Raw genomic sequence first — 23515 nt, forward strand, 5'->3', positions numbered from 1 at the left:
TTAATTATTGGCAGTAGCCTCTGGCTGGTTGATTTTTGCCGGAGCAGGACGCTCCGATTTTGGCGTAGCATACCAATAACCCAATCCCATGAATACGACACCGGACAAAGTATTACCGAGTGTCACCCACAACAGGTTATGACCAATTCCTGACAGGGTATAGGCTTCGCTGTGGTGACCGAACCAGGAGAGGGCAAACAGCGTCATGTTGGCAACCGAGTGCTCGTAACCGGAAGCGATAAACGCCAGCAGACACCACCAGATAGCGAGGAATTTTGCTGCGCCCTCGGTACGAATTGCCATCCAGATTGCCAGACAAACCAACCAGTTACACAGTGCGCCTTTAAAGAACAGCACCGTTGCTGGCGCGGTAGTTTTTGCCAACGCTACCGAATGGACGATACTGGTATCGACCGGCAGCAGGCTACCGCCGCCCCAACTGTAAAGCAGAGCGACAAACACGGAACCGACCAGGTTACCCAGGCAGGTTTTTGGCAGGATTGCCCACATCTGACCGTGACTGATGGTGCCCGCTTTAACGCCAAGCGTCAGGAACATCGTGTGTCCGGTGAACAGTTCAGAACCGGCGATAATAACCAGCGTTAAGGCAATACCAAAGGTTGCACCCATTACCAGAGGACGTACGGACGGGTCGAGCAGATTACCGAGGGTGAAAATAAGAATGATGCCGAGACCCACATAGGCTCCTGCCATTGCCGAACTGATCCAGAATCCGAGCGGGTTATTAGCCGAGAGGCGTGCGATGCGCGCAGCGTTAGCCGCACACTTATTAATAGTGTCTGTGAACATGTGTTGATTATCCTTGAAGTACAAACAATAAAAAGAAATCGTAACCGTAGGCCGGATAGCGCTACGCTTATCAGGCCTACAAATAAAAGACCTACAAATACGTCAAAAAAGGGGAGGCGTTGCGCCTCCCAAAAAGTTATTAACCGCGCAGTTGCACCGTGCCGTCTTTCACTCGGGCTTCGTAATGTTTCACGGAGAACTGTTCGTCTTCCATGCACAGACCATCGCTTAAGCGAAAGCGCTGTTTTTTCAGCGGGCTGGCGACCCACAATTCGCCCTGATGTTCAGCAATCAGCCCACGAGAAAGCACGCTGGATTCAAAGAACGGGTCGATGTTGCTGATCGCAAACACCTGGTCGCTGTGATACGGGCGGAAAATCGCAACTTGCTCGCTACCTAACAGGGCGCAGACGCCTGTTGCAGGCAGAATGTCATCGATTTTGCAGATGTTTTTCCACTGGCTCATGCGTTTTCCTCCACCAGAGTCACCGGGATACGCTCATAGGGCGTGGCCGGACGATGTTGTTCACGTTCAGGCACAACCTGGACATTTGGATCGCGTTGATCGCTGTTGATAAAGTGTTTGAAGCGAACCTGTGCGGATGGGGTGTTAACCGTCTCTGTCCACTCGCAGACCACCGCTTCACGCAGACGGGCCATCTCTTCTTCCAGGTGCTGGTTCAGCCCCAGTTTGTCGTCGATGATGACCGATTTCAGATATTCGATACCGCCTTCCAGGTTGTCTAACCATGGTGCGGTTCGGGTCAGTTTGTCGGCGGTACGGATGTAGAACATCATGAAACGATCAAGGTATTTGAGCAGCGTTTCGCGGTCGATATCCGCTGCCAGCAGGTCTGCATGACGAGGTTTCATCCCGCCGTTACCGCAAACGTACAAGTTCCAGCCTTTCTCAGTGGCGATGATACCCACGTCTTTGCCTTGAGCTTCCGCACATTCACGGGTACAGCCGGAGACGCCGAATTTCATTTTGTGCGGGGTACGAATGCCTTTGTAGCGGTTTTCCAGCTCCACGCCGAATCCGACGCTATCGCCGACGCCATAACGGCACCAGGTACTGCCTACGCAGGTTTTCGCCATACGCAGGGCTTTGGCGTATGCGTGACCGGTTTCAAAGCCCGCTTCAATCAGCTGACGCCAGATTTCCGGCAGGTCATCTTTTTGCGCGCCGAACAGGCCGATACGCTGAGAACCGGTGATTTTGGTATACAGGTTAAATTCACGCGCGATACGGCCCACGGCCACCAGGCCTTCAGGAGTAATTTCTCCGCCCGCGGAGCGCGGGATCACGGAGTAGGTACCGTCTTTCTGGATGTTCGCCAGGAAGTTGTCGTTAGTGTCCTGCAGCGGCGTGTGCTGTGGTTTGAGGATGTACTCATTCCAGCAGGAGGCCAGCAGGGAACCTACGGTTGGTTTACACACTTCACAGCCGTAGCCTTTCCCGTGTTTTGCCAGCAGCTCTTCGAAGGTTTTAATTCCTTCTACACGGATCAGATGGAACAGTTCCTGACGCGAGTACGGGAAGTGTTCACACAGGTTGTTGTTAACTTCGATCCCCTGTTTCGCCAGTTCAGCGTTCAGGACCTGCGTTACCAACGGGATACACCCGCCGCAGCCGGTACCAGCTTTGGTTTCAGCTTTCAGCGCCGCAACGGTGTGGCAGCCTTTGTTGATAGCGGCGATCAGCATGCCTTTGGTGACGTCGAAGCAGGAGCAAATCTGCGCGCTGTCCGGCAGTTTATCGACACCGATAGACGGCTTACCGCTGCCCGCGTGAGCTGGCAGAATCAGTGAGTCTGGGTTTTCCGGCAGTTCGATGGCGTTCAGTACCAGCTGCAGCAGGTTGCCGTAATCGCTGGTGTCACCGACTAAAACCGCCCCGAGCAGGGTTTTGTTATCTTCGCTAACGATGAGGCGTTTGTAGACTTCTTTGCTTTCGTCGAGATAGACGTAGCTACGGGCGCCCGGCGTGCGCGCATGCGCGTCGCCAATCCCGCCGACGTCAACACCGAGCAGCTTCAGCTTGGCGCTCAGATCCGCGCCTTCAAAGGCGTTTTCGGTTTCGAGAATATGGTCAACGGCAACCTGCGCCATTTTGTAGCCTGGAGCGACCAGACCATACACGCGGTTGTTCCAGCTGGCGCATTCGCCGATGGCATAAATGTCCGGATCAGAAGTCTGGCAGGTATCGTTAATCACAATACCACCGCGCGGCGCAACGTCGAGGCCGCATTGGGTGGCCAGTTTGTCGCGTGGGCGAATACCGGTAGAAAAGACGATGAAATCGACTTCCAGTTCGCTACCGTCGGCAAAACGCATGGTTTTGCGCGCTTCGGTGCCTTCCTGGACGATCTCTTTAGTGTTTTTGCTGGTGTGGACACGCACGCCCATGCTTTCAATTTTGCGACGTAACTGCTCGCCACCCATGTGATCCAGCTGTTCGGCCATCAGCATCGGGGCAAATTCAATCACGTGGGTTTCAACGCCGAGGCTTTTCAGCGCACCGGCGGCTTCCAGGCCCAGCAGGCCACCGCCGACGACGGCACCACGTTTGCTACGGCGCGCGCAAGATTCAATGGCGTTGAGGTCTTCGATGGTGCGGTAAACGAAGCAGTCTTGGGTTTCCGAACCTTTAATCGGTGGGATCCACGGATAAGAGCCTGTCGCCATGATCAGCTTATCGTAATAGACCGTACGACCCGCGCTGGAGTGGATCACCTTCTCCTGGCGGTTGATGGTGATTGCGCGCTCGCCCACTAACACCTTAACGCCATGCTTCTCGTAGAATCCTTCACGCACCAGAGAAAGTTCTTCGGCGGTGTGGTGGGAGAAGTAGGACGACAGGTGGACACGGTCGTACGCTTTGCGGGGTTCTTCACAGAAGACGGTAATATCAAAATTGGCAGCGTCGGATTTATCAAGAAGATCCTCAATAAAGCGATGGCCGACCATACCATTACCGATAATAGCGAGTCTGACTTTGCTCATTTTTGCCTCGATTTCTTTTCTATTACTGCCTACCTTAACGATTCAGCAACCCCGCTTATTGATGCAAATCAAATTCGCCTTTATATACTCCTTAAGAGGTATATAGCTGATTTAACTGCATTTTTATAAGTTACGGAATTAACAGGCTTTTCGTATTTGTATAAATAGCGTACAAATTAAGGGGTTTTTGTAAGAATTGGCCTACAGCATCAGAGAAAGAAGAGGGCGCGGGAATAGGCCGGAGGGCGTCTGCGCCTTATCCGGCCTACAAACAGCTTGTCTTGTAGGCCGGATAAGATGCGTTAGCATCGCCATCCGGCACTCAGATTAATGTGTTGCGGGTGCGTTATGCTGGCGATGACGCGTGACGAACCCAAGAATAAAGCACATCACGAATACGACCGCATACAAGCCGTTAGCCGTCTGCAATGCCGCCAGCGGACCGCTGTGCGCCACGATAGGGCCTGTGACCACGAAGGTGAGCATAGTACCGATGGTGCCACAGGTCAGAACGAAGTTAACCAGTTTAGGTGATGCGACCTTCGTCTGCTGGGAGCCGAGGGTAATGATGGTGGTATAAATCGCGCTGGAGAAGAAGCCCAACGTCAGAATGAACCACGGCATATGCTCCGGCGTACCGGTGATAAACAGATACATCAGGACGGTAGCCACACCCGCCAGTACGGTCAGGATGCGCTGCAAATCGAAGAAACGCAGGATAAAGCTAAATGCCCACATGCCAACCATGTAAGACATCCAGAAGTCGCTGACCAGTTTACCTGCGTCGTTCAGGCTCATGCCCAGACTTTTGGCGTATTCCGGCACCCAGGAGATAAAGCCCAGCTGACCGAGGATGTAGCACAGCGCGGCGATCGCCAGGAACAGCACGCCAATGCCCCATTTTTCTTTTACCACTGGCGCGTCCGGTTGCTGCGCGTGTTTACCCAGCGCCGGGAATTCGCAGCCGAAGGTCAGCAGGAAAATGGCGACGTATACCAGGCCGATGCAGGCATAAACCCAATACCATTCGATGCTGCGCGCTAACAGGAATGCTGCCACCATCGGGAAAATCATGCCGGCCATGCTGAAGAAGGAATCAGTAAACAGCAGGCGGGAACCGCGCTGGCGACCTTCGTACATCTGAGTCACCAGGAACGTACCAATCGACATGGTGATACCGCTCACCAGACCCAGTACAAACATGGCGGCTGAGAACAAGGCCAGGCTATGGCTGAGCATCAGTCCGGCGACCGCCAGAACCATCAGGATAAAGCCAAAGCGCAACTGGGTTTTCAGTGGCACAATTTCCATCAGCCATGCATTCAGAAAAATAGAGATCAGAATGCCGGCATTCAGAAAGGTGAAGGTGTTACTCATACTGGAAACGGGCAAATGGAAGTAATCTGCGATGTTTCCCATCACCATCCCGGTGACAATTACCAACGCGCCTGTCAGGGCGTAGGAGAGAAAGCTAATCCATGTGAGCTTGATGCGATTGCTGTTAGTCATGACTGGCCTGTATAGAAGTGTTAGGCGCATTGACTGCGCCGTGAGCGGGCAGATTTTAGGCGCTTTAGTGATGCATTTAAATGTTTATTGGTAATTACTTGCTACGTTACATTTTTTTATGTGATCTAGATCGCATTGAATCTTGAGGCTATAAGGTTACATTTGTTTCAAGTACGTAAAATTAAGTAAAGGGATGGCCTTGTTCTTGAAGGCTCTTTAGAATCAATTCACTTGCTTCATTTCTGCTCTTGTTAAGGAATTCTCATGCTCAAATCGACTCTGGCGGCTGTTGCAGCTGTTCTCGCTCTTTCTGCTCTTTCTCCCGCAGCACTGGCAGCAAAAGGTGACCCGCATGTCCTGCTGACAACCTCTGCCGGTAACATTGAGCTGGAGCTGAACAGTCAGAAAGCCCCAGTTTCAGTGAAAAACTTTGTCGATTATGTCAACAGCGGTTTCTATAACAACACCACGTTCCACCGCGTGATCCCTGGCTTCATGGTGCAGGGCGGCGGTTTTACCGAGCAGATGCAGCAGAAGAAACCTAACCCGCCAATCAAGAATGAAGCTGATAACGGACTGCGTAATACCCGCGGCACGATTGCCATGGCGCGTACAGCAGATAAAGACAGCGCGACCAGCCAGTTCTTTATCAACATTGCAGACAATGCGTTCCTCGATCACGGCCAGCGCGACTTTGGGTACGCGGTCTTCGGTAAAGTTGTGAAAGGTATGGATGTCGCGGATAAGATCTCTCAGGTGCAGACCCATGATGTTGGTCCTTACCAGAATGTCCCGTCAAAACCGATTGTTATCCTGTCTGCCAAAGTCCTGCCGTAAACGTCTTTTGCGCGGGCAGTTCCTGTCCGCGTTCTTCCCCTTCTCTGCGTAACCTGAAATTGCCGCTTATACTTGTGGCAAGTGTCGGCTCATTCAGGGAGGTCACGTGAAAAAACTCACCGATAAACAAAAGTCCAGACTCTGGGAACAACGGCGAAATGCCAATTTCCAGGCCAGTCGGCGGCTGGAAGGCGTGGATATTCCACGGGTGACTCTGAGCACGGAAGACGCCCTGGCGCGTCTTGAAGAGTTGAGGGGGCACTATGAGCGATAAATTCGGTGATGGACGCGATCCCTATTTGTATCCGGGCTTGAATGTCATGCGTAACCGTCTGGGGATTCATCAGGCGCAGCGCCTGGCGCAGGCGGCGTATGAACTGACGGCGCTGCGTGCGGCCACTATCGAATTAGGCCCGCTTAAACGGGGCTTGCCGCATCTGTGCGCCATTCATCGCCAACTGTATCGGGATATTTTTGACTGGGCGGGACATCTGCGAGAAGTGGATATTTACCAGGGCGATACCCGCTTTTGTCATTTCGCTTATATCGAGAAAGAGGGCAATGCGCTGATGCAGGACCTGGAAGACGAGTCCTGGTTGGTGGGGTTACCGGAAGATAAGTTTGTGGATCGTCTTGCGCACTATTATTGCGAAATCAACATGCTGCATCCGTTTCGTATTGGCAGCGGTCTGGCGCAGCGAATTTTCTTCGAACAGTTAGCGATTCATGCCGGGTATATATTGAGCTGGGATGACATTCCGGTTGAGGAGTGGAACCTGGCTAATCAGAGTGGGGCGATGGGTGACCTGTCTGCGCTTCGGGCGATATTTCGTAAAGTGGTAAGCGAAGCCCCGGAAACTGAGTAGAATAGCGCGGTTCTTATGTACCGGAGCCGCCATGATCCTGCTTATCGATAACTATGATTCTTTTACCTGGAACCTGTACCAATACTTCTGCGAACTGGGCGCTGATGTCCTTGTCAGGCGCAACGATGAACTGACGCTGGCGCAAATCGACGCGCTAAGCCCGCAAAAAATCGTAATATCCCCTGGCCCCTGCACGCCGGATGACGCTGGGATCTCATTGGATGTTATTCGTCATTTCGCGGGCAAGACGCCCCTGCTGGGTGTTTGTCTGGGACATCAGGCTATGGCGCAGGCCTTTGGCGCGACAGTGGTTCGGGCAGCTAAAGTGATGCACGGTAAAACCTCGCCAATTACGCATAACGGGCAGGGTGTTTTTCAGGGGCTCGCCAACCCATTAACGGTGACGCGCTACCATTCTCTGGTGGTTGCCCCCGCGACGCTTCCTGACTGCTTTGAGGTGACGGCCTGGAGTGAAACGCAGGAGATTATGGGCATTCGTCACCGCGAGTGGGATATGGAAGGTGTGCAGTTTCACCCGGAGAGTATTCTCAGCGAGCAGGGGCATCAACTGCTGGCTAATTTCCTCAACCGGTGATTTGTGGTTGCTATTCAGTGATTTTTTATTCATATTTTGTGATTATAATTTCACTAACATTTCTGCTTAACAGGGTGGCAATGACATGGCAACTGAACAAACTGCAATTACGCGCGCGACATTCGATGAAGTGATTCTGCCGATTTATGCACCGGCTGAGTTTATCCCGGTAAAAGGAAAAGGGAGTCGAGTCTGGGATCAACAGGGCAAAGAGTATGTTGATTTCGCGGGCGGCATTGCAGTTACTGCACTAGGGCATTGCCATCCGGCCCTGGTGGAGGCGTTAAAAACCCAGGGTGAAACCCTGTGGCATACCAGCAACGTTTTCACCAACGAACCGGCGTTGCGCCTGGGCCGTAAAATCATTGATGCGACCTTCGCCGAGCGCGTGCTGTTCATGAACTCGGGTACCGAAGCTAACGAAACCGCCTTTAAGCTGGCGCGCCACTATGCCTGCGTGCGCCATAGCCCGTTCAAAACCAAAATCATTGCCTTCCATAATGCGTTTCACGGTCGTTCGCTGTTTACCGTATCCGTCGGCGGGCAGCCGAAATACTCTGACGGCTTTGGACCAAAACCAGCGGATATCATCCATGTACCGTTTAACGATCTGCATGCGGTCAAAGCGGTGATGGACGATCACACCTGTGCGGTGGTGGTTGAGCCTATTCAGGGGGAAGGTGGCGTCACTGCGGCAACGCCGGAATTCCTGCAAGGTTTGCGTGAACTTTGCGACCAACACCAGGCGCTATTGGTATTTGATGAAGTGCAGAGCGGGATGGGCCGTACCGGCGATCTGTTTGCCTATATGCACTACGGCGTGACGCCGGATATCCTCACCAGCGCGAAGGCTCTCGGCGGCGGCTTCCCGGTGAGCGCGGTGCTGACCACCCAAGAGATTGCCTCCGCATTTCACGTGGGTTCGCACGGTTCCACTTATGGTGGCAATCCGCTGGCCTGCGCAGTTGCGGGGGCCGCGTTTGATATCATCAACACGCCGGAAGTGTTGGAAGGTATTCAGGCCAAACGTCAGACGTTTGTCCAGCATTTGCACAAGATTGATCAACAGTTCGACATTTTCAGCGAGATTCGCGGGATGGGGCTGCTGATTGGCGCCGAGCTGAAGCCGCAGTTTAAAGGCCGGGCGCGCGATTTCCTGTATGCCGCCGCGCACGAAGGGGTGATGGTACTCAACGCCGGACCGGACGTGATGCGTTTCGCGCCGTCGCTGGTAGTTGAGCAGGCGGATATCGATGAAGGGATGCAGCGTTTCGCACAAGCGGTAGCGAAAGTCGTTGCCTGATTACCTGTTGCCGGATAAGCACAGCGCATCCGGCAGTCGATCTTAACCTTTCATGTCCCGCAGACGGCGGCTCAGCCAGATTCCGTGGTGCGGTCGCTGACGCCACGCTACCGACGAAATGGTGTGCATGGTGTTCAGATGCCCCAGTATCCGTTGCAGATGCTGCTCAAGGGTGCTTAACGGACCGTGGGATAGCATCTCTGGCGCTTCGAGAATATTCACATCGCCTGAGCTTCCCGGTCCGTCATATTCCAGCCGCTGCTGACAGCGCTGGAGCGCAATTTCACAGGATTCCAGATACCGCTGCGCTAAATCCGGCGTCAGCATTGTGTGTTCCCTTGCCAGTGTGGTCATCGCGTTGATGTGCTCGACGATGAACTGGCTGTGCGTGACCCACAGTTTCATGTCCGCCAGGTAGTGCGAGTTGAATCCTGGCTCCTGCATCGCCTGGTTCAGTGAGTTGAACAACGTGTTATGCGCCTGATTGACCCGCATGCGTTGGTACGCCAGCGGCGTGGCCTGCGGATCGTTGCTGAGGATCAGGCGAATGGCCTCCTGATCGGCTTCTAACGCATCATGGGCGTTCTTACGCAGCAGGCCGCTCTGCCACTGCGGCCACAGCCAGAGTGTACCGCCAAAGGCGATTAAGCAGCCAATAACCGTATCGACAAACCGCGGCACGATAAACTGTTCTCCGTTCAGCGTCAGCAGTTGCAGGGTGTATACCGCCGTGACCGTAAAGCCGACGGTAGCCCAGCCGTAGTTTTTGCGCATGATCAGATAGCTACCCAGGGTAATCAGCAGCATGCCTGCCAGCGTGTAACCTTCCTGAATATGAAAGTGCAGGGTGACCCCGGCAATGACCAGTCCAACGAGCGTTCCTGCTGAACGGTGTAAAATACGTACCCGGGTTGCTCCGTAGCCATTTTGCGTGACGAACAGGATCGTCATCAAAATCCAGTAAGGCTTTGGCAGGTGTAAAGCGCTGCCCATCAGGCTGGCGATACTTAGCATGACACTGATGCGTCCGGCATTACGCAGCGCCGGTGATTTCAACGACAGATAGTTTTTCAGGGCCGGGATCAGCGGCAACCGACGCTGCTTGTCCGCCATTAAATCTCGGGCGTACAGCGGTCGCTGGGTGCGTAGCACGCGGGCAATACGGCTGAAGTGCCAGTAGCAAAATTGTCCCACCGGATTGTCCGGGTGCTGGTTGGCGATTTTCTCCAGCGTGCCAATCTGCTTGTCCATCGAGAAACGGGTCGGCAAGCGGTGATACAAAATATCATCGGCCAGTACCCGAAGGCGTTCGGCGACGGTGCGCGCATTCCAGCGAATCACCTGTTCGGCGTGGCTACGTTCGACCAGCTTTTGCACCTCTTCCGGCTGGTGGAGGCTGACGGAAATATGCTCCTGCAAGTCCAGTGCCTCCTGAAAGGCACGCAGCAGGCGCTTGTAATCGTTGTTGCGATGCGCCGACAGCATATGCATTTGCTGGTAGCACTGGGTAATCAGATCCACCGCTTTCTGCTGGCGAACCAGCAGGGGAGGTAGCGCTTTTTCCGGATCGGCATGCTGGGTCAGCAGGCTGTACTTGGCCTCACAGTAATCGGCTAATTCACGGTACAACAAGCTGAGCGATTCACGGAGCGGCTGCTCGCGCCACATCCAGAACCAGAACCAGTTGAACAGGCCGTACCATAACGTGCCCAGCGCATAGATCAGCAACGGTTCCCAGACGGGCATGTTCCCGACCAGGCTTAGCGTGAAAATCGCGGCGATAAGTGAGGCCGGTAACAGTCGGGCATGCAGAGGGCTTAGCTCGGCGGTTACGCCAAGAATCAGCGTCAGTCCGGTGAGGATAAGCGGCAGCGGTATGGCCTGTGCCAGCAGCACCTGCATGATCAGACTGCAACCGGCAAACAAAGACGCGCCAATAGCTAAACGTTTGAAAAAGCGCTTATGCGGGGTATCAAGGCCGGCAATGTTGCAACAGGCAGGGACCAGGGAGAAGAGGAGCCCCAGATGAAGCTGACCGATGATCAGACCAACAGCCACAGGTAAACATAGCACCAGCGTCTGCCGTAGTGCGTAGTTGATCTCTGGGTGGTATATCAGTCTTCGCCACATCAGTGTAAACAAAAGTGGCGCATCACTGAGTAACGCGCCACTTCGATGGGGTTAACGGGTGCCGTAGACGACGATGGTCTTACCGTGTGCGGAGATCAGGTTTTGATCTTCCAGCATCTTCAGAATACGACCAACGGTCTCACGGGAGCAGCCAACGATCTGGCCGATTTCCTGACGGGTGATTTTAATCTGCATGCCGTCCGGGTGGGTCATCGCATCAGGCTGTTTCGCCAGATTCAGCAGAGTCTGCGCGATACGACCCGTTACGTCGAGGAAGGCAAGGTTGCCGACTTTTTCAGACGTGACCTGCAGGCGACGAGCCATCTGTGAAGACAGGCGCATCAGAATATCCGGGTTGACCTGGATTAATTGGCGAAATTTTTTGTAGGAAATTTCAGCGACTTCACATGCGGTTTTGGCACGTACCCAGGCGCTACGTTCCTGACCTTCTTCGAAGAGGCCTAATTCACCAATAAAATCGCCCTGATTCAGATAAGAAAGGATCATTTCTTTCCCTTCTTCATCTTTGATCAGCACTGCCACTGAGCCTTTAACGATGTAATACAACGTTTCCGCTTTTTCACCCTGGTGAATCAGCGTGCTCTTCGATGGGTACTTATGAATATGGCAATGAGACAAGAACCATTCGAGAGTCGGGTCTGTTTGCGGTTTGCCAAGCACCATGCGCGGTTATCCTCTGTTATAAGCTGTCTCCAGAGCCAGAAAACGACGCTGCCTCTGGGTTTGCAAAAATATGCTTCCCGCTACCTGGGAAAGGGGCTGTCAAAAATTAACTGCAGCCTGTAATGTGATGTCCTCTGCATACATGCAGTACGTCAATGTATTACTGTAGCATCCTGACTGTTTTAGCATAGCTTTCGCCGTGTGTCTCCTGGTGTCTCGCTTCAGCATGACGCAGGTCGCCTTCCGTTGCGAGAATTGTTATGTACGCGTAATCTGTCAGGAAAATTGAAACATTGGAGTTACGAAATATGCAAGCGCGTGTAAAGTGGGTTGAGGGGTTAACCTTCCTCGGTGAGTCCGCCTCTGGTCACCAAATTTTGATGGACGGTAACTCCGGTGATAAAGCGCCGAGCCCGATGGAAATGGTATTAATGGCTGCGGGTGGTTGCAGCGCAATTGATGTGGTTTCGATCCTGCAAAAAGGTCGTCAGGATGTGACCAACTGCGAAGTGAAACTGACCTCAGAGCGTCGTGATGAAGCGCCGCGCCTGTTTACCCACATCAACCTGCATTTCATCGTAACGGGTAACGATCTGAAAGATGCGTCCGTTTCGCGCGCAGTCGATCTCTCTGCGGAAAAATATTGCTCTGTGGCGCTGATGCTGGAAAAGGCGGTGAACATTACCCACTCCTATGAAGTGGTTGCTGCTTCGTGATGTGATGCCTGATGGCGTTTCACTTATCAGGCCTACAGGATATAAACGCGTAGGCCGGATAAGGCATCAGCCGCCATCCGGCAAAATAACACCTTACTCTATCTTTTTGCCTTCCATCAGTCGCTGGACCAGCGGCAGCATAATCAATTCCATTGCCAGACCCATTTTCCCGCCCGGAACAACCAACGTATTGATATGGGAAATGAATGATCCCTGCAGCATGGCCAGTAGCCACGGGAAGTCGATCCCTTCCAGGTTCCGAAAATGAATCACGACAAAGCTTTCATCCAGTGATGGAATACTTTTGGCGGCAAAGGGGTTGGAGGTATCAACGGTCGGTACGCGCTGGAAGTTAATATGCGTACGGGAAAACTGCGGCGTAATGTAATTGATGTAATCGTCCATTGAGCGCACCACCGAGTCCATCACCGCTTCGCGCGAGTGTCCCCGCTCGCTGGTATCGCGGGTCAGCTTCTGAATCCATTCCAGGTTCACGATCGGCACTACGCCAACCAGCAGATCGACATGCCGGGCCACGTTTTGCTGTGGGGTTACGACGCCGCCGTGCAGTCCTTCATAGAACAGGACATCCGTCGGTTCAGGCAGCGGCTGCCAGGGCGTAAATGTACCCGGAACCTGATTCCACGGTACGGCCTCATCGTAAGTGTGCAGATATTTTCGCGACTGACCTTTGCCCGTCTGGCCGTATTCGATGAAGGTTTGCTCCAGCAGACCGAAGTCATTAGCTTCGGGGCCGAAATAGCTGATATGCCGCCCGGCATCGCGCGCTTTGCGAATCGCCATGTCCATTTCCGGACGGGTATAACGATGAAAACTGTCACCTTCCACCTCGGCGGCGCGCAGATTTAACTGCGCGAAAATTTTACGAAACGCGAGGCTGGTGGTGGTGGTCCCCGCGCCGCTGGACCCTGTTACCGCAATCACCGGATGTTTGGCAGACATAACAACTCCATGAATAGGTTGAATTTTTATTATAGTCGGCCGTCGGTTACGGATTACTCGTGAATCTGCTTCCTCGGCATAATGTTGACCGTTTCATGCAGTTCTGACCATACCAGCACGGCTTCACCAGATTGTAGTTGGCGTTTGACGTCGGCGACTTTTTGTTCGAGCGAGCGTTCATGTTCACCATAATCGGTGCCTTCGCGCAAGACAAAGCTTTCAATCAGATTGTCCAGCGCGTCCGGGGAGATGTCTTGCCAGGGGATGATCATGATGATGCCTCCAGATACGTTGTCAGCCAGTCCGGGATTCTGGATTCCAGCCACATCTCAGGACGGCGCACCGTGCCGCCAATGAATCCGACGTGGCCGCCGTGTTCCGTCAGTTGATACTCTACCTGTGAGGGCAGATTTTCCGGTTTAGGGATCACGTGATGATCCATAAACGGATCGTCCTTGGCATGGATAATCAGCGTGGGTTTGGCGATCTGGTTGAGCAACGGCATAGCGCTACACTGACGGTAATAGTCTATAGCATCGGCGAAACCATGGATTTTGGCGGTGATCAGATCGTCAAAATCGCGAATGCGACGCAGAGATTTCAACTGGCCCAGACTCACCGGCAGCGATCCTGGATACGCCTCTAGCTTGCGCGAGGCATTGGCTTTCAACAGGTTTAGCAGGTAGCGCTGATAGACCCGGGAGAATCCCTTGTCCATATGGTAACTACAGGCTTCCAGCACGAAAGGCGCGGAAACGATAACCGCGGCATCAATTGGAATCTCATTACCTTCTTTTGCCAGCAGACAGGCCAGCATGTTTCCACCGAGCGAATAGCCTACCGCCGCGGTCGGCACGCGACCGAACTCACGTGCCAGCCAGTGTAAAAACCAGGTGCCATCTTCTGTCTCACCGGAGTGATAAATACGGTTCAGACGATTGGGTTCGCCGCTGCAGCCGCGAAAATGCATCACCACGCCCAGCCAGCCGCGCTTTTGCGCTGCTTCAATCAAGCCATGTGCGTACGGGCTGTTCAGACTGCCTTCCAGACCGTGAAAAACCACCAGGCGCGGTTTATGTTTCGCCTGTTGCGGATCTTCACTCCATGCCAGATCGACAAAATCACCGTCGGGCAATTCCAGACGCTGCCAGTGGGCGTCGAACTTCACCTTGCGGCGAATTAAACGCGGCAGCATCGTCTGCAGATGGCGGTTACTGATACCGCGCATCGGACGGAATTCTCGAGAATCGTCGGTAGGTGGAGTTATTTCTGTGGACGTGATTTCAACCATAACACCAGAGCAATTAATAATCGGAAAGAATAACTATACCGCGCACAGCGCGTGCGGGTTAGCCAATATGTGATTTTGTCGCGAGTCAGTCAGCAGGCAATCATCGGCTATAGTGCCGGATGGCGGCTTCGCCTTATCCGGCACTCATGATTACTCGGCCAGCATCTGCTCAAGCTGTTCCTGAGCCTCCAGCCAGGCCATCTCGCACTCTTCCAGTCCGGATTTCGCACTGGCCTGCTGCTGCAAGCATGCCGTGAGTTCGGCTTTGCGGCTTTGGTCGTACAGTTCGCTATCGCCGAGTTTTTCTTCCGCCTGTGCCAGCTGTGCGTGCAGTTTCTCCATCTCTTTTTCCAGACGGGTAATCTCTTTACGTAGCGGTTGCGTCAGGGTGCGTAGTTCAGCTTCGCGACGCTTCTGGTCTTTACGTGCCTGGGCGCTGTTAACGCTCTCTTTTGCCGGTTCGTCGCTCTGGTTTTCCTGTTTTTGCACATCGCTCAGCCACTGCTGATAATCCTCAAGATCGCCATCAAACGGCTCGACTTTCTTGTCGTGCACCAGATAGAGGTCATCGGTAGTAGAGCGAATCAGGTGACGGTCGTGCGAGACCACAACCAGTGCGCCTTCGAAATCGATCAGCGCTTCGGTCAGCGCCTGACGCATATCCAAATCCAGGTGGTTGGTCGGTTCATCAAGCAGCAGCAGGTTCGGGCGCTGCCAGACGATCAATGCCAGCACCAGACGCGCTTTTTCACCACCGGAGAAGCGGCGAGTCTCTTCGCTGACTTTATCGCCCTGGAAGCCGAATCCGCCGAGGTAGTCTCGCAGTTTCTGCTCCAGCTCCTGCGGTGCCATGCGCGCCAGGTGCTGAATAGGTGATTCATCGGCGCGTAAAAACTCCAGCTGGTGCTGTGCGAAGTAACCCAGCTTGATGCCTTTTGCCAGGCCAATCTCGCCGCTGATGGGGGCCAGTTCGCCGGCCAGCAGCTTAATCAGCGTAGATTTACCCGCGCCGTTGCGTCCGAGCAGGCCGATGCGAGACCCCGGCACCAGATTCAGTTTGATCGAATCGAGAATGACGCGATCGCCGTAGCCGGCGCTGACCTTTTCCATCTTTAACAGTGGGTTAGGCAGGCTTTCCGGCTCGCGGAAGCTGAAGTGGAACGGGTTGTCCACGTGTGCAGGGGCAATCAGCTCCATGCGTTCCAGCATTTTGATACGGCTCTGCGCCTGCTTTGCTTTGGTGGCTTTGGCGCGGAAACGATCGATATAGCTTTGCAGATGCGCCACGCGCTCCTGCTGGCTTTCGTACATTGCCTGTTGCTGTGCGAGGCGGGTCGCACGCTGGATTTCAAACGCGCTGTAGTTGCCGGTGTACTCGAACATCGTTTGCTGTTCGATATGAATAATTTTATCCACCACCGGGTCGAGGAAGTCGCGGTCGTGGGAGATCAAAATCAGTGTGCCCTGATAGCTTTTCAGCCATCTTTCCAGCCAGATCACCGCGTCGAGATCGAGGTGGTTGGTCGGTTCATCGAGCAGCAGCAGGTCTGAACGGCAAATCAGCGCCTGAGCCAGGTTGAGACGCATACGCCAGCCACCGGAGAAATCGCTGACGGGACGTTCAAGCTGTTCGTTGGAGAAGCCGAGGCCATGCAGCAGGCTGGCGGCGCGTGAGCGCACAGTCCAGGCGTCGATGGCATCCAGCTTGCCATGGACGGTGGCAATGGCGTGTCCATCGTTACGTTCGTTGGCATCGTTCAACTGTGCTTCCAGTTGACGATACTCGCGGTCGCCGTCAATCACATACTCCAACGCCGGCTGTGGCAACGCAGGCGTTTCCTGATTAACCCACGCGAGCTGCCAGTTTCCCGGATAGGTAAATCCTCCGGCGTCGGCGCTGAGTTCATTTTTCAGCAATGCCAGCAGGGTAGATTTACCGCAGCCATTTTTACCTACCAGGCCAACTTTCTGCCCTGGATTAATGGTGGCCGTGGCATTTTCCAGCAAGACGCGCACGCCGCGACGAATTTGTAACGATGAGAAAACAATCATAAGGCGCCGTATGTTCAGACTATGTTAATTTATCATTATGATAATGTAATGTGTGGGCCATTTGCCGCACCGAGGCGCAATGGTAGCCCAAAACGTCGAAAATAGACAAAAGACAAAACCGGGAGGGGGATGATGTTCCAGCCAGCGAAAGTCTTGCTGCTGTATGCCCATCCGGAATCTCAGGACTCGGTCGCGAACCGGGTACTGCTTAAACCGGCTATGCAGCTCAGCAATGTTACCGTGCACGACCTGTACGCGCACTATCCTGACTTTTTTATCGACATTCCGCATGAGCAGGCGCTGCTGCGCGAGCATGATGTGATTGTTTTTCAGCATCCGCTCTACACCTATAGCTGCCCGGCATTGTTAAAGGAGTGGCTTGACCGCGTACTGAGTCGAGGATTTGCCAGCGGCCCCGGGGGGAATCAACTGGCGGGAAAGTACTGGCGGAGCGTTATCACTACCGGAGAGCCGGAAAGCGCCTACCGCTATGACGCGCTAAACCGTTATCCAATGAGCGATGTACTGCGCCCTTTTGAGCTAACGGCCGGTATGTGCCGCATGCACTGGATGAGCCCTATCATTGTCTACTGGGCCAGACGGCAAACGAAACAGGAGCTGGACAGCCATGCGAAAGCGTATGGTGACTGGCTGGCGAATCCGATCCCTGTGGGAGGCCGCTGATGGAAGGTTCTGATTTATTGACTGCCGGCGTGTTGTTCCTCTTCGCGGCGGTGGCTGCCGTTCCTCTGGCCTCAAAACTGGGTATCGGTCCGGTGCTGGGTTACTTGCTGGCGGGGATTGCTATCGGCCCATGGGGATTAGGGTTCATCAGCGATGTGGATGAAATCTTACACTTTTCCGAACTGGGCGTAGTTTTTCTGATGTTCATCATTGGGCTGGAACTTAATCCAGCCAAACTGTGGCAATTGCGGCGTTCAATTTTTGGCGTCGGCGCCGCGCAAGTGATGCTAAGCGCGGTCGTGCTGGCAGGGCTACTGATGCTTACAGCGTTCTCCTGGCAGGCAGCAGTGGTTGGCGGCATTGGTCTGGCGATGTCATCGACTGCTATGGCGCTACAGTTGATGCGCGAAAAAGGCATGAATCGCAGTGAATCCGGACAACTGGGCTTTTCGGTGCTGCTATTTCAGGATCTGGCGGTGATCCCCGCGTTGGCGCTGGTTCCGCTGCTGGCGGGGTCTGCTGACGAACATTTTGACTGGATCAAAGTAGGGATGAAGGTGCTGGCCTTTGCCGGCATGCTGATTGGCGGGCGCTATTTGCTGCGTCCGGTTTTCCGCTTTATTGCGGATTCTGGCGTGCGGGAAGTGTTCACCGCCGCCACGCTGCTGTTAGTGCTGGGTTCTGCTTTATTTATGGATGCGCTGGGTCTATCGATGGCGCTGGGGACCTTTATCGCAGGTGTGCTGCTGGCGGAAAGCGAATACCGACATGAGCTGGAAACGGCAATCGATCCGTTTAAAGGCCTGTTGCTTGGCCTGTTTTTTATCTCCGTAGGTATGTCGCTTAACCTTGGCGTGCTCTATACCCATATTTTGTGGGTGGCGGCGAGCGTGATGGTGCTGGTGGTCGTAAAAATGCTGGTGCTGTATGTACTGGCGCGTCTTAACGGCATGAGAAGCTCAGAACGGATGCAGTTTGCCGGGGTTTTAAGTCAGGGCGGTGAATTCGCTTTCGTGCTGTTTTCAACGGCCTCTTCCCAACGGCTGTTTCAGGGTGACCAAATGGCGCTGTTGTTGGTGACCGTCACGCTGTCGATGATGACCACGCCGCTGGTGATGAAGTTGATTGATAAATGGCTCTCCCGCCAGTTTAACGGCACGGATGAAGAAGATGAAAAACCCTGGGTGGAAGATGATAAACCGCAGGTGATTGTGGTGGGTTTCGGGCGCTTTGGTCAGGTTATTGGTCGTCTGTTGATGGCCAATAAAATGCGTATTACCGTCCTGGAAAGAGATATCAGCGCAGTGAATTTAATGCGCAAATATGGCTATAAGGTCTATTACGGTGATGCCACGCAGGTGGATCTGTTGCGTTCCGCGGGTGCAGAAGCCGCACAGTCTATTGTTATTACCTGTAATGAACCTGAAGACACTATGAAGCTGGTGGCGCTGTGCCAACAGTATTTTCCGCATTTGCATATTCTTGCGCGTGCGCGCGGACGTGTAGAGGCGCATGAGTTATTACAGGCTGGTGTGACGCAGTTTTCCCGCGAAACGTTTTCCAGTGCGCTGGAGTTAGGGCGAAAAACGCTGGTTACGCTAGGGATGCATCCGCACCAGGCTCAGCGCGCTCAGCTGCATTTTCGGCGGCTGGATATGCGCATGTTGCGGGAACTGATCCCCATGCACACGGATACGGTACAAATCTCCCGAGCCAGGGAAGCCCGGCGCGAGCTTGAGGAGATTTTCCAACGAGAGATGCAGCAAGAGCGACGTCAGCTGGATGGCTGGGATGAATTTGAGTAGAGGTAACCATGGCAATTCGTAAACGTTTTATCGCAGGCGCAAAATGTCCCTCCTGCCAGGCGCAGGATACGCTGGCGATGTGGCGCGAAAATAATATCGATATTGTTGAGTGTGTTAAGTGCGGTCATCAGATGCGGGAAGCCGATAAAGAGGCGCGCGAGCACGTTCGCAAAGAAGAGCAAGTGATCGGGATTTTTCATCCGGACTAGCGATATGGCGCAGCTTTTTTTAAGCTAGAGGGTACACGGGTGCAGAATTCCGCTACAATCTGCGCCACTATTCTTTCCATGCTCAGGAGATATCATGAAAGTAGCAAAGGACCTGGTGGTCAGCCTGGCCTATCAGGTACGTACAGAAGACGGTGTGTTGGTTGATGAGTCTCCGGTGAGTGCACCGCTGGACTACCTGCATGGTCACGGTTCCCTGATTTCTGGCCTGGAAACAGCGCTGGACGGTCATGAAGTTGGCGACAAATTCGATGTTGCTGTTGGCGCAAACGACGCATACGGTCAGTACGACGAAAACCTGGTGCAGCGCGTTCCTAAAGACGTCTTCATGGGCGTTGACGAACTGCAGGTTGGCATGCGTTTCCTGGCTGAAACTGACCAGGGTCCAGTACCGGTAGAAATTACCGAAGTGGAAGACGACCACGTTGTGGTTGACGGTAACCACATGCTGGCTGGCCAGAATCTGAAATTCAACGTAGAAGTTGTCGCTATCCGCGAAGCGACCGAAGAAGAGCTGGCTCACGGCCACGTTCACGGTGCGCACGGTCACGACCACGATCATGACCACGGTCATGACGGTTGCTGCGGTGGTCACGGTCACGACCATGGTCACGAGCACGGTGGCGAAGGCTGCTGCGGCGGTGGCGGTAAAGGTAACGGCGGCGGTTGCGGTTGCCACTAATCGTTATACGGCATAAAAAAAAGCGGGAATATCCCGCTTTTTTTATGTCTCAATAATGTGGCGGCGGGGTCTCTTCAGACTGCGACGCGATGTGGGACGGCTGCGTTGCCTTGAGCTTCTCCGTCAATAAACGCAGATGGTCGCGGAGTTTTGCCATTTCCAGTTCATGCGCGGTCACCGTCACGTTGAGCTCTTCAATGGTTATCTCCTGAAATGCCAGGCGACTTTCCAGTTCAGCCAGGCGAGTTTCCATTGTTGTATCCTGCATGATTCACCTCTTTCTTTTTTCTCCGGCAGATCGCGGACTGCGGCGAATTCTACTTAACTTTGCCTGTTTGCACAGCACTCAATCTTCGGTCACGAAACTAATTTAAACAAAAAGAGTCTGAAAAGTGGTGATAATAGGGCGTGCCCGTATGTTGATTTGTTCTGCAACGCTTTATAGTACATTTTTATGTTAGCTAACCTTGGGGTGAGATGCCCCGGCCCTGGAGATATGGATGAAATCACTGTTTAAAGTAACGCTGCTGGCGACCACAATGGCTGTTGCTCTGCATGCCCCGATCACCTTCGCTGCTGACGCTGCGAAACCAGCCGCTACTGCTGACAGCAAAGCAGCATTCAAGAATGACGACCAAAAAGCCGCTTACGCGCTGGGCGCGTCCCTGGGTCGTTATATGGAAAACTCTCTGAAAGAGCAGGAAAAACTGGGCATCAAACTGGATAAAGATCAGCTGATCGCTGGCGTTCAGGATGCGTTTGCAGACAAGAGCAAACTGTCTGACCAGGAAATCGAACAAACTCTGCAGGCGTTTGAAGCACGCGTGAAGAGCTCCGCTCAGGCGAAAATGGAAAAAGACGCGGCTGACAATGAAGCCAAAGGTAAAGTTTACCGCGAGAAATTTGCTAAAGAGAAGGGCGTTAAAACCTCTTCTACTGGCCTGGTCTATAAAGTAGAGAAAGAAGGTACCGGCGCTGCACCGAAAGATAGCGATACCGTGGTAGTCAACTACAAAGGTACGCTGATTGATGGTAAAGAGTTTGATAACTCTTATACCCGCGGTGAGCCGCTCTCTTTCCGTCTTGACGGTGTTATCCCAGGCTGGACCGAAGGCCTGAAAAACATCAAGAAAGGCGGCAAAATCCAGCTGGTTATCCCGCCGGATCTGGCTTACGGCAAAACCGGCGTACCGGGCATTCCGGCTAACTCTACGCTGGTCTTTGATGTTGAACTGTTAGACATCAAACCGGCACCGAAAGCCGATGCGCAGCCAGATGCTGCACCGGCAGCTAAAGCTGCGGACAGCAGCAAAAAGTAAGTAACCAGATACCGCCGCCCACAGGGCGGCGGTTTTTTATTATCGACAGGATATAATTAATACTGGAAAGCGCCTTGTGCGCTGTATTACTTTAGATGCCCCTATAATAGTGATGAGCCTGCCCTGACAACATAACGACAGGCTCCTGAAAAGGAGTGCTTTTTTTCATGTCCAGGTCGCTTTTAACCAACGAAACCAGTGAGCTAGATTTACTGGATCAACGTCCTTTCGATCAAACCGATTTCGATATCCTCAAATCCTACGAAGCGGTTGTGGACGGGTTGGCGATGCTCATTGGTTCCCATTGTGAAATCGTATTGCACTCTTTGCAGGATTTGAAATGCTCGGCCATCCGCATTGCTAACGGTGAACACACGGGCCGCAAAATTGGCTCGCCGATTACTGACCTTGCGTTGCGTATGCTGCATGATATGACGGGTGCGGATAGCAGCGTGTCGAAGTGTTACTTCACACGTGCGAAAAGCGGTGTCTTGATGAAGTCGGTGACGATTGCCATTCGCAACCGTGAGCATCGCGTGATTGGTCTGCTGTGCATCAACATGAACCTTGATGTTCCATTCTCGCAGATAATGAATACCTTTATCCCACCGGAAACCCCGGAAGTGGGTTCTGCCGTTAACTTCGCTTCTTCGGTGGAAGACCTGGTTACCCAAACGTTGGAATTCACGATTGAAGAAGTGAATGCCGATCGTAATGTTTCCAACAATGCCAAGAATCGCCAGATTGTCCTGAATCTGTATGAGAAAGGTATCTTCGATATTAAAGATGCCATTAACCAGGTCGCCGATCGGCTGAACATCTCCAAGCACACGGTTTACCTCTATATTCGTCAGTTCAAAAGCGGCGATTTCCAGGGGCAAGACAAGTAATGCGTTTTGCCATTATGGTGACGGGGCCAGCTTATGGCACGCAGCAGGCGAGCAGCGCGTTGCAATTTGCTCATGCGTTACTCAAAGAAGGGCATGAGCTATGCAGCGTCTTTTTCTATCGTGAAGGTGTGTATAACGCCAACTTCCTGACTTCACCTGCCAGTGATGAATATGATCTGGTGCGGGCCTGGCAACAGCTGAACCAGCAGCATGGCGTGACGCTGAATATCTGCGTAGCTGCGGCGTTGCGTCGCGGCGTCGTTGATGAAACAGAAGCGAAGCGACTGGGACTGGCAGGGGCTAATTTACAATCAGGTTTTAACCTCAGCGGGCTGGGTTCGCTGGCTGAGGCATCCCTGACCTGCGATCGCGTGGTGCAGTTTTAATGAAACGTGTTGCTTTTGTCTTTTCTACCGTGCCGCATGGCAGTTCGTCTGGCCGCGAAGGGTTAGATGCCTTACTGGCGACATCGGCATTAACGGAAGACCTCGGCGTATTCTTTATCGGCGATGGCGTTTTTCAAATCCTCCAGGGACAACAACCGTATGTCGTGCTGGCTCGCGACTATATCGCAACCTTCAAGCTGTTAGGGTTGTACGATATCGATCAATGTTGGCTTTGTGCCGCCTCATTACGCGAGCGAGGCCTCCAACAGGGGGATAATTTTGTGGTCGATGCGACAGCGTTGGAACCGGAAGATTTACGCCGTGAGCTAGGCAACTATGACGTCATTTTAAGGTTTTGAGATACTCATGCTGCACACATTACATCGTTCCGCGTGGCTTACCGATTTCTCCTCTCTTCTTCGCCTGATTGGTAAAGACGATGAACTTTTATTGCTTCAGGATGGCGTGACCGCGGCAATAGAAGGAAGCCGTTTCCTTGAAAGTCTGCAAAATGCCTCCATTAAGGTCTATGTACTGGAAGAAGACATTAAAGCTCGCGGCTTAGGTGGTCAAATTTCAGACAGTGTCGTCAGGGTTAGCTATACTGACTTCGTCAGACTTACGGTGAAGCATCCCAGCCAGATGTCCTGGTAATTGTGGGATCGTTGTATATTTCTTGACACCTTTTCGACACCGACCTAAAATTCTGCGTCCTCATATTGTATGAGGTCGTTTTATTACGTGTTTACGAAGCGAAAGC

26 protein-coding genes are annotated in these 23515 nt (G+C 53.2%); 15 read left to right on the forward strand and 11 right to left on the reverse strand.

Annotated elements, in window-relative coordinates; translation table 11 throughout:
* The 4 genes from nirC to tsgA all read right to left on the reverse strand — a co-directional run bounded on the left by nirC (nucleotide 1) and on the right by tsgA (nucleotide 5325).
* A complete protein-coding gene (gene nirC / locus HV237_RS01635; RefSeq protein ID WP_047358159.1) occupies nucleotides 1-810 on the reverse strand; it encodes a nitrite transporter NirC in 810 nt (269 codons plus the stop codon).
* Between the two features lie 139 nt (nucleotides 811-949).
* On the reverse strand, nucleotides 950-1276 hold the full coding sequence (gene nirD / locus HV237_RS01640) for a nitrite reductase small subunit NirD (RefSeq protein WP_016154780.1): 327 nt from the start codon (nucleotides 1274-1276) through the stop codon (nucleotides 950-952).
* Nucleotides 1273-3816, reverse strand: coding sequence for an NADPH-nitrite reductase large subunit (gene nirB, locus HV237_RS01645; RefSeq protein ID WP_016154779.1), 2544 nt, complete (start codon nucleotides 3814-3816; stop codon nucleotides 1273-1275). Before nirB ends, nirD begins: the two co-directional genes overlap by 4 nt.
* A gap of 327 nt (nucleotides 3817-4143) precedes the next feature.
* Nucleotides 4144-5325: an MFS transporter TsgA gene (gene tsgA / locus HV237_RS01650; protein ID WP_016154778.1), complete on the reverse strand. Its 1182-nt coding sequence runs from the start codon at nucleotides 5323-5325 to the stop codon at nucleotides 4144-4146.
* 264 nt (nucleotides 5326-5589) lie between these two features.
* Between tsgA and ppiA the strand changes: the two genes are divergently transcribed.
* From ppiA to HV237_RS01675, 5 genes are all read left to right on the forward strand, one after another.
* On the forward strand, nucleotides 5590-6162 hold the full coding sequence (gene ppiA / locus HV237_RS01655; protein WP_019078158.1) for a peptidylprolyl isomerase A: 573 nt from the start codon (nucleotides 5590-5592) through the stop codon (nucleotides 6160-6162).
* A 106-nt stretch (nucleotides 6163-6268) separates the two neighbouring features.
* The gene (locus tag HV237_RS01660; RefSeq protein ID WP_016157626.1) at nucleotides 6269-6436 is read left to right on the forward strand and encodes a YhfG family protein; all 168 of its coding nucleotides are present in this window, start codon (nucleotides 6269-6271) and stop codon (nucleotides 6434-6436) included.
* Nucleotides 6426-7028, forward strand: coding sequence for a putative adenosine monophosphate-protein transferase Fic (locus HV237_RS01665; RefSeq protein WP_019078159.1), 603 nt, complete (start codon nucleotides 6426-6428; stop codon nucleotides 7026-7028). The genes HV237_RS01660 and HV237_RS01665 overlap by 11 nt, the downstream gene beginning before the upstream one ends.
* 31 nt (nucleotides 7029-7059) lie before the next feature.
* Nucleotides 7060-7623, forward strand: coding sequence for an aminodeoxychorismate synthase component 2 (pabA, locus tag HV237_RS01670; RefSeq protein WP_016154776.1), 564 nt, complete (start codon nucleotides 7060-7062; stop codon nucleotides 7621-7623).
* Between the two features lie 85 nt (nucleotides 7624-7708).
* Nucleotides 7709-8926 (forward strand): aspartate aminotransferase family protein, encoded by a 1218-nt coding sequence (locus tag HV237_RS01675; RefSeq protein ID WP_047358158.1) that lies wholly within the window; start codon nucleotides 7709-7711, stop codon nucleotides 8924-8926.
* 42 nt (nucleotides 8927-8968) lie between these two features.
* Here HV237_RS01675 and HV237_RS01680 read toward each other — a convergent pair whose 3' ends face one another.
* Together HV237_RS01680 and crp are read right to left on the reverse strand one after the other, a co-directional pair.
* The gene (locus HV237_RS01680) at nucleotides 8969-11056 is read right to left on the reverse strand and encodes a YccS/YhfK family putative transporter (RefSeq protein ID WP_047358157.1); all 2088 of its coding nucleotides are present in this window, start codon (nucleotides 11054-11056) and stop codon (nucleotides 8969-8971) included.
* 51 nt (nucleotides 11057-11107) lie between these two features.
* A complete protein-coding gene (gene crp, locus HV237_RS01685; RefSeq protein WP_000242758.1) occupies nucleotides 11108-11740 on the reverse strand; it encodes a cAMP-activated global transcriptional regulator CRP in 633 nt (210 codons plus the stop codon).
* A 308-nt stretch (nucleotides 11741-12048) separates the two neighbouring features.
* On the opposite strand from crp, the gene HV237_RS01690 reads away from it, so the two are divergent.
* Nucleotides 12049-12456, forward strand: coding sequence for an OsmC family protein (locus HV237_RS01690; RefSeq protein WP_016154773.1), 408 nt, complete (start codon nucleotides 12049-12051; stop codon nucleotides 12454-12456).
* Between the two features lie 93 nt (nucleotides 12457-12549).
* On the opposite strand, the gene HV237_RS01695 is transcribed toward HV237_RS01690, so the two are convergent.
* The 4 genes from HV237_RS01695 to HV237_RS01710 form a co-directional block, all read right to left on the reverse strand.
* Nucleotides 12550-13419, reverse strand: a complete 870-nt coding sequence (locus HV237_RS01695; protein WP_003827751.1) for a phosphoribulokinase — start codon at nucleotides 13417-13419, stop codon at nucleotides 12550-12552.
* 53 nt (nucleotides 13420-13472) lie between these two features.
* Nucleotides 13473-13691 (reverse strand): YheU family protein, encoded by a 219-nt coding sequence (locus HV237_RS01700; RefSeq protein ID WP_003023615.1) that lies wholly within the window; start codon nucleotides 13689-13691, stop codon nucleotides 13473-13475.
* Entirely contained in the window at nucleotides 13688-14710 is a 1023-nt protein-coding gene (locus tag HV237_RS01705; protein WP_047358156.1) for a hydrolase, read from the reverse strand. Before HV237_RS01705 ends, HV237_RS01700 begins: the two co-directional genes overlap by 4 nt.
* Before the next feature lie 150 nt (nucleotides 14711-14860).
* On the reverse strand, nucleotides 14861-16762 hold the full coding sequence (locus HV237_RS01710; RefSeq protein WP_047358155.1) for an ABC transporter ATP-binding protein: 1902 nt from the start codon (nucleotides 16760-16762) through the stop codon (nucleotides 14861-14863).
* A gap of 132 nt (nucleotides 16763-16894) precedes the next feature.
* Between HV237_RS01710 and kefG the strand changes: the two genes are divergently transcribed.
* The 4 genes from kefG to slyD all read left to right on the forward strand — a co-directional run bounded on the left by kefG (nucleotide 16895) and on the right by slyD (nucleotide 20160).
* Nucleotides 16895-17446 (forward strand): glutathione-regulated potassium-efflux system ancillary protein KefG, encoded by a 552-nt coding sequence (gene kefG, locus HV237_RS01715; protein WP_003023629.1) that lies wholly within the window; start codon nucleotides 16895-16897, stop codon nucleotides 17444-17446.
* Entirely contained in the window at nucleotides 17446-19251 is a 1806-nt protein-coding gene (kefB, locus tag HV237_RS01720; RefSeq protein ID WP_047358154.1) for a glutathione-regulated potassium-efflux system protein KefB, read from the forward strand. Before kefG ends, kefB begins: the two co-directional genes overlap by 1 nt.
* 8 nt (nucleotides 19252-19259) lie before the next feature.
* Nucleotides 19260-19460 (forward strand): YheV family putative zinc ribbon protein, encoded by a 201-nt coding sequence (locus tag HV237_RS01725; protein ID WP_016154768.1) that lies wholly within the window; start codon nucleotides 19260-19262, stop codon nucleotides 19458-19460.
* 94 nt (nucleotides 19461-19554) lie between these two features.
* Nucleotides 19555-20160 carry a peptidylprolyl isomerase gene (gene slyD, locus HV237_RS01730; protein ID WP_003023634.1) on the forward strand — a complete coding sequence of 202 codons (606 nt, stop codon included), beginning with the start codon at nucleotides 19555-19557 and terminating at the stop codon, nucleotides 20158-20160.
* Between the two features lie 49 nt (nucleotides 20161-20209).
* On the opposite strand, the gene HV237_RS01735 is transcribed toward slyD, so the two are convergent.
* The gene (locus HV237_RS01735; protein ID WP_003023639.1) at nucleotides 20210-20428 is read right to left on the reverse strand and encodes a protein SlyX; all 219 of its coding nucleotides are present in this window, start codon (nucleotides 20426-20428) and stop codon (nucleotides 20210-20212) included.
* Between the two features lie 232 nt (nucleotides 20429-20660).
* On the opposite strand from HV237_RS01735, the gene fkpA reads away from it, so the two are divergent.
* The 5 genes from fkpA to tusB all read left to right on the forward strand — a co-directional run bounded on the left by fkpA (nucleotide 20661) and on the right by tusB (nucleotide 23409).
* Nucleotides 20661-21479, forward strand: coding sequence for an FKBP-type peptidyl-prolyl cis-trans isomerase (fkpA, locus tag HV237_RS01740; RefSeq protein WP_016154767.1), 819 nt, complete (start codon nucleotides 20661-20663; stop codon nucleotides 21477-21479).
* Between the two features lie 167 nt (nucleotides 21480-21646).
* A complete protein-coding gene (locus tag HV237_RS01745) occupies nucleotides 21647-22369 on the forward strand; it encodes a transcriptional regulator (protein ID WP_003023643.1) in 723 nt (240 codons plus the stop codon).
* Complete coding sequence (tusD, locus tag HV237_RS01750) at nucleotides 22369-22755, forward strand: sulfurtransferase complex subunit TusD (protein WP_016154766.1); 387 nt, start codon at nucleotides 22369-22371, stop codon at nucleotides 22753-22755. Before HV237_RS01745 ends, tusD begins: the two co-directional genes overlap by 1 nt.
* A complete protein-coding gene (gene tusC, locus HV237_RS01755) occupies nucleotides 22755-23114 on the forward strand; it encodes a sulfurtransferase complex subunit TusC (protein WP_047358153.1) in 360 nt (119 codons plus the stop codon). Before tusD ends, tusC begins: the two co-directional genes overlap by 1 nt.
* Nucleotides 23115-23121: 7 nt before the next feature.
* Nucleotides 23122-23409 (forward strand): sulfurtransferase complex subunit TusB, encoded by a 288-nt coding sequence (gene tusB, locus HV237_RS01760; RefSeq protein WP_016154764.1) that lies wholly within the window; start codon nucleotides 23122-23124, stop codon nucleotides 23407-23409.
* Nucleotides 23410-23515 lie beyond the last annotated feature (106 nt).

It is taken from the genome of Citrobacter sp. RHBSTW-00570 (genome assembly GCF_013739755.1).
In the GTDB taxonomy this organism is placed as follows: domain Bacteria; phylum Pseudomonadota; class Gammaproteobacteria; order Enterobacterales; family Enterobacteriaceae; genus Citrobacter; species Citrobacter braakii.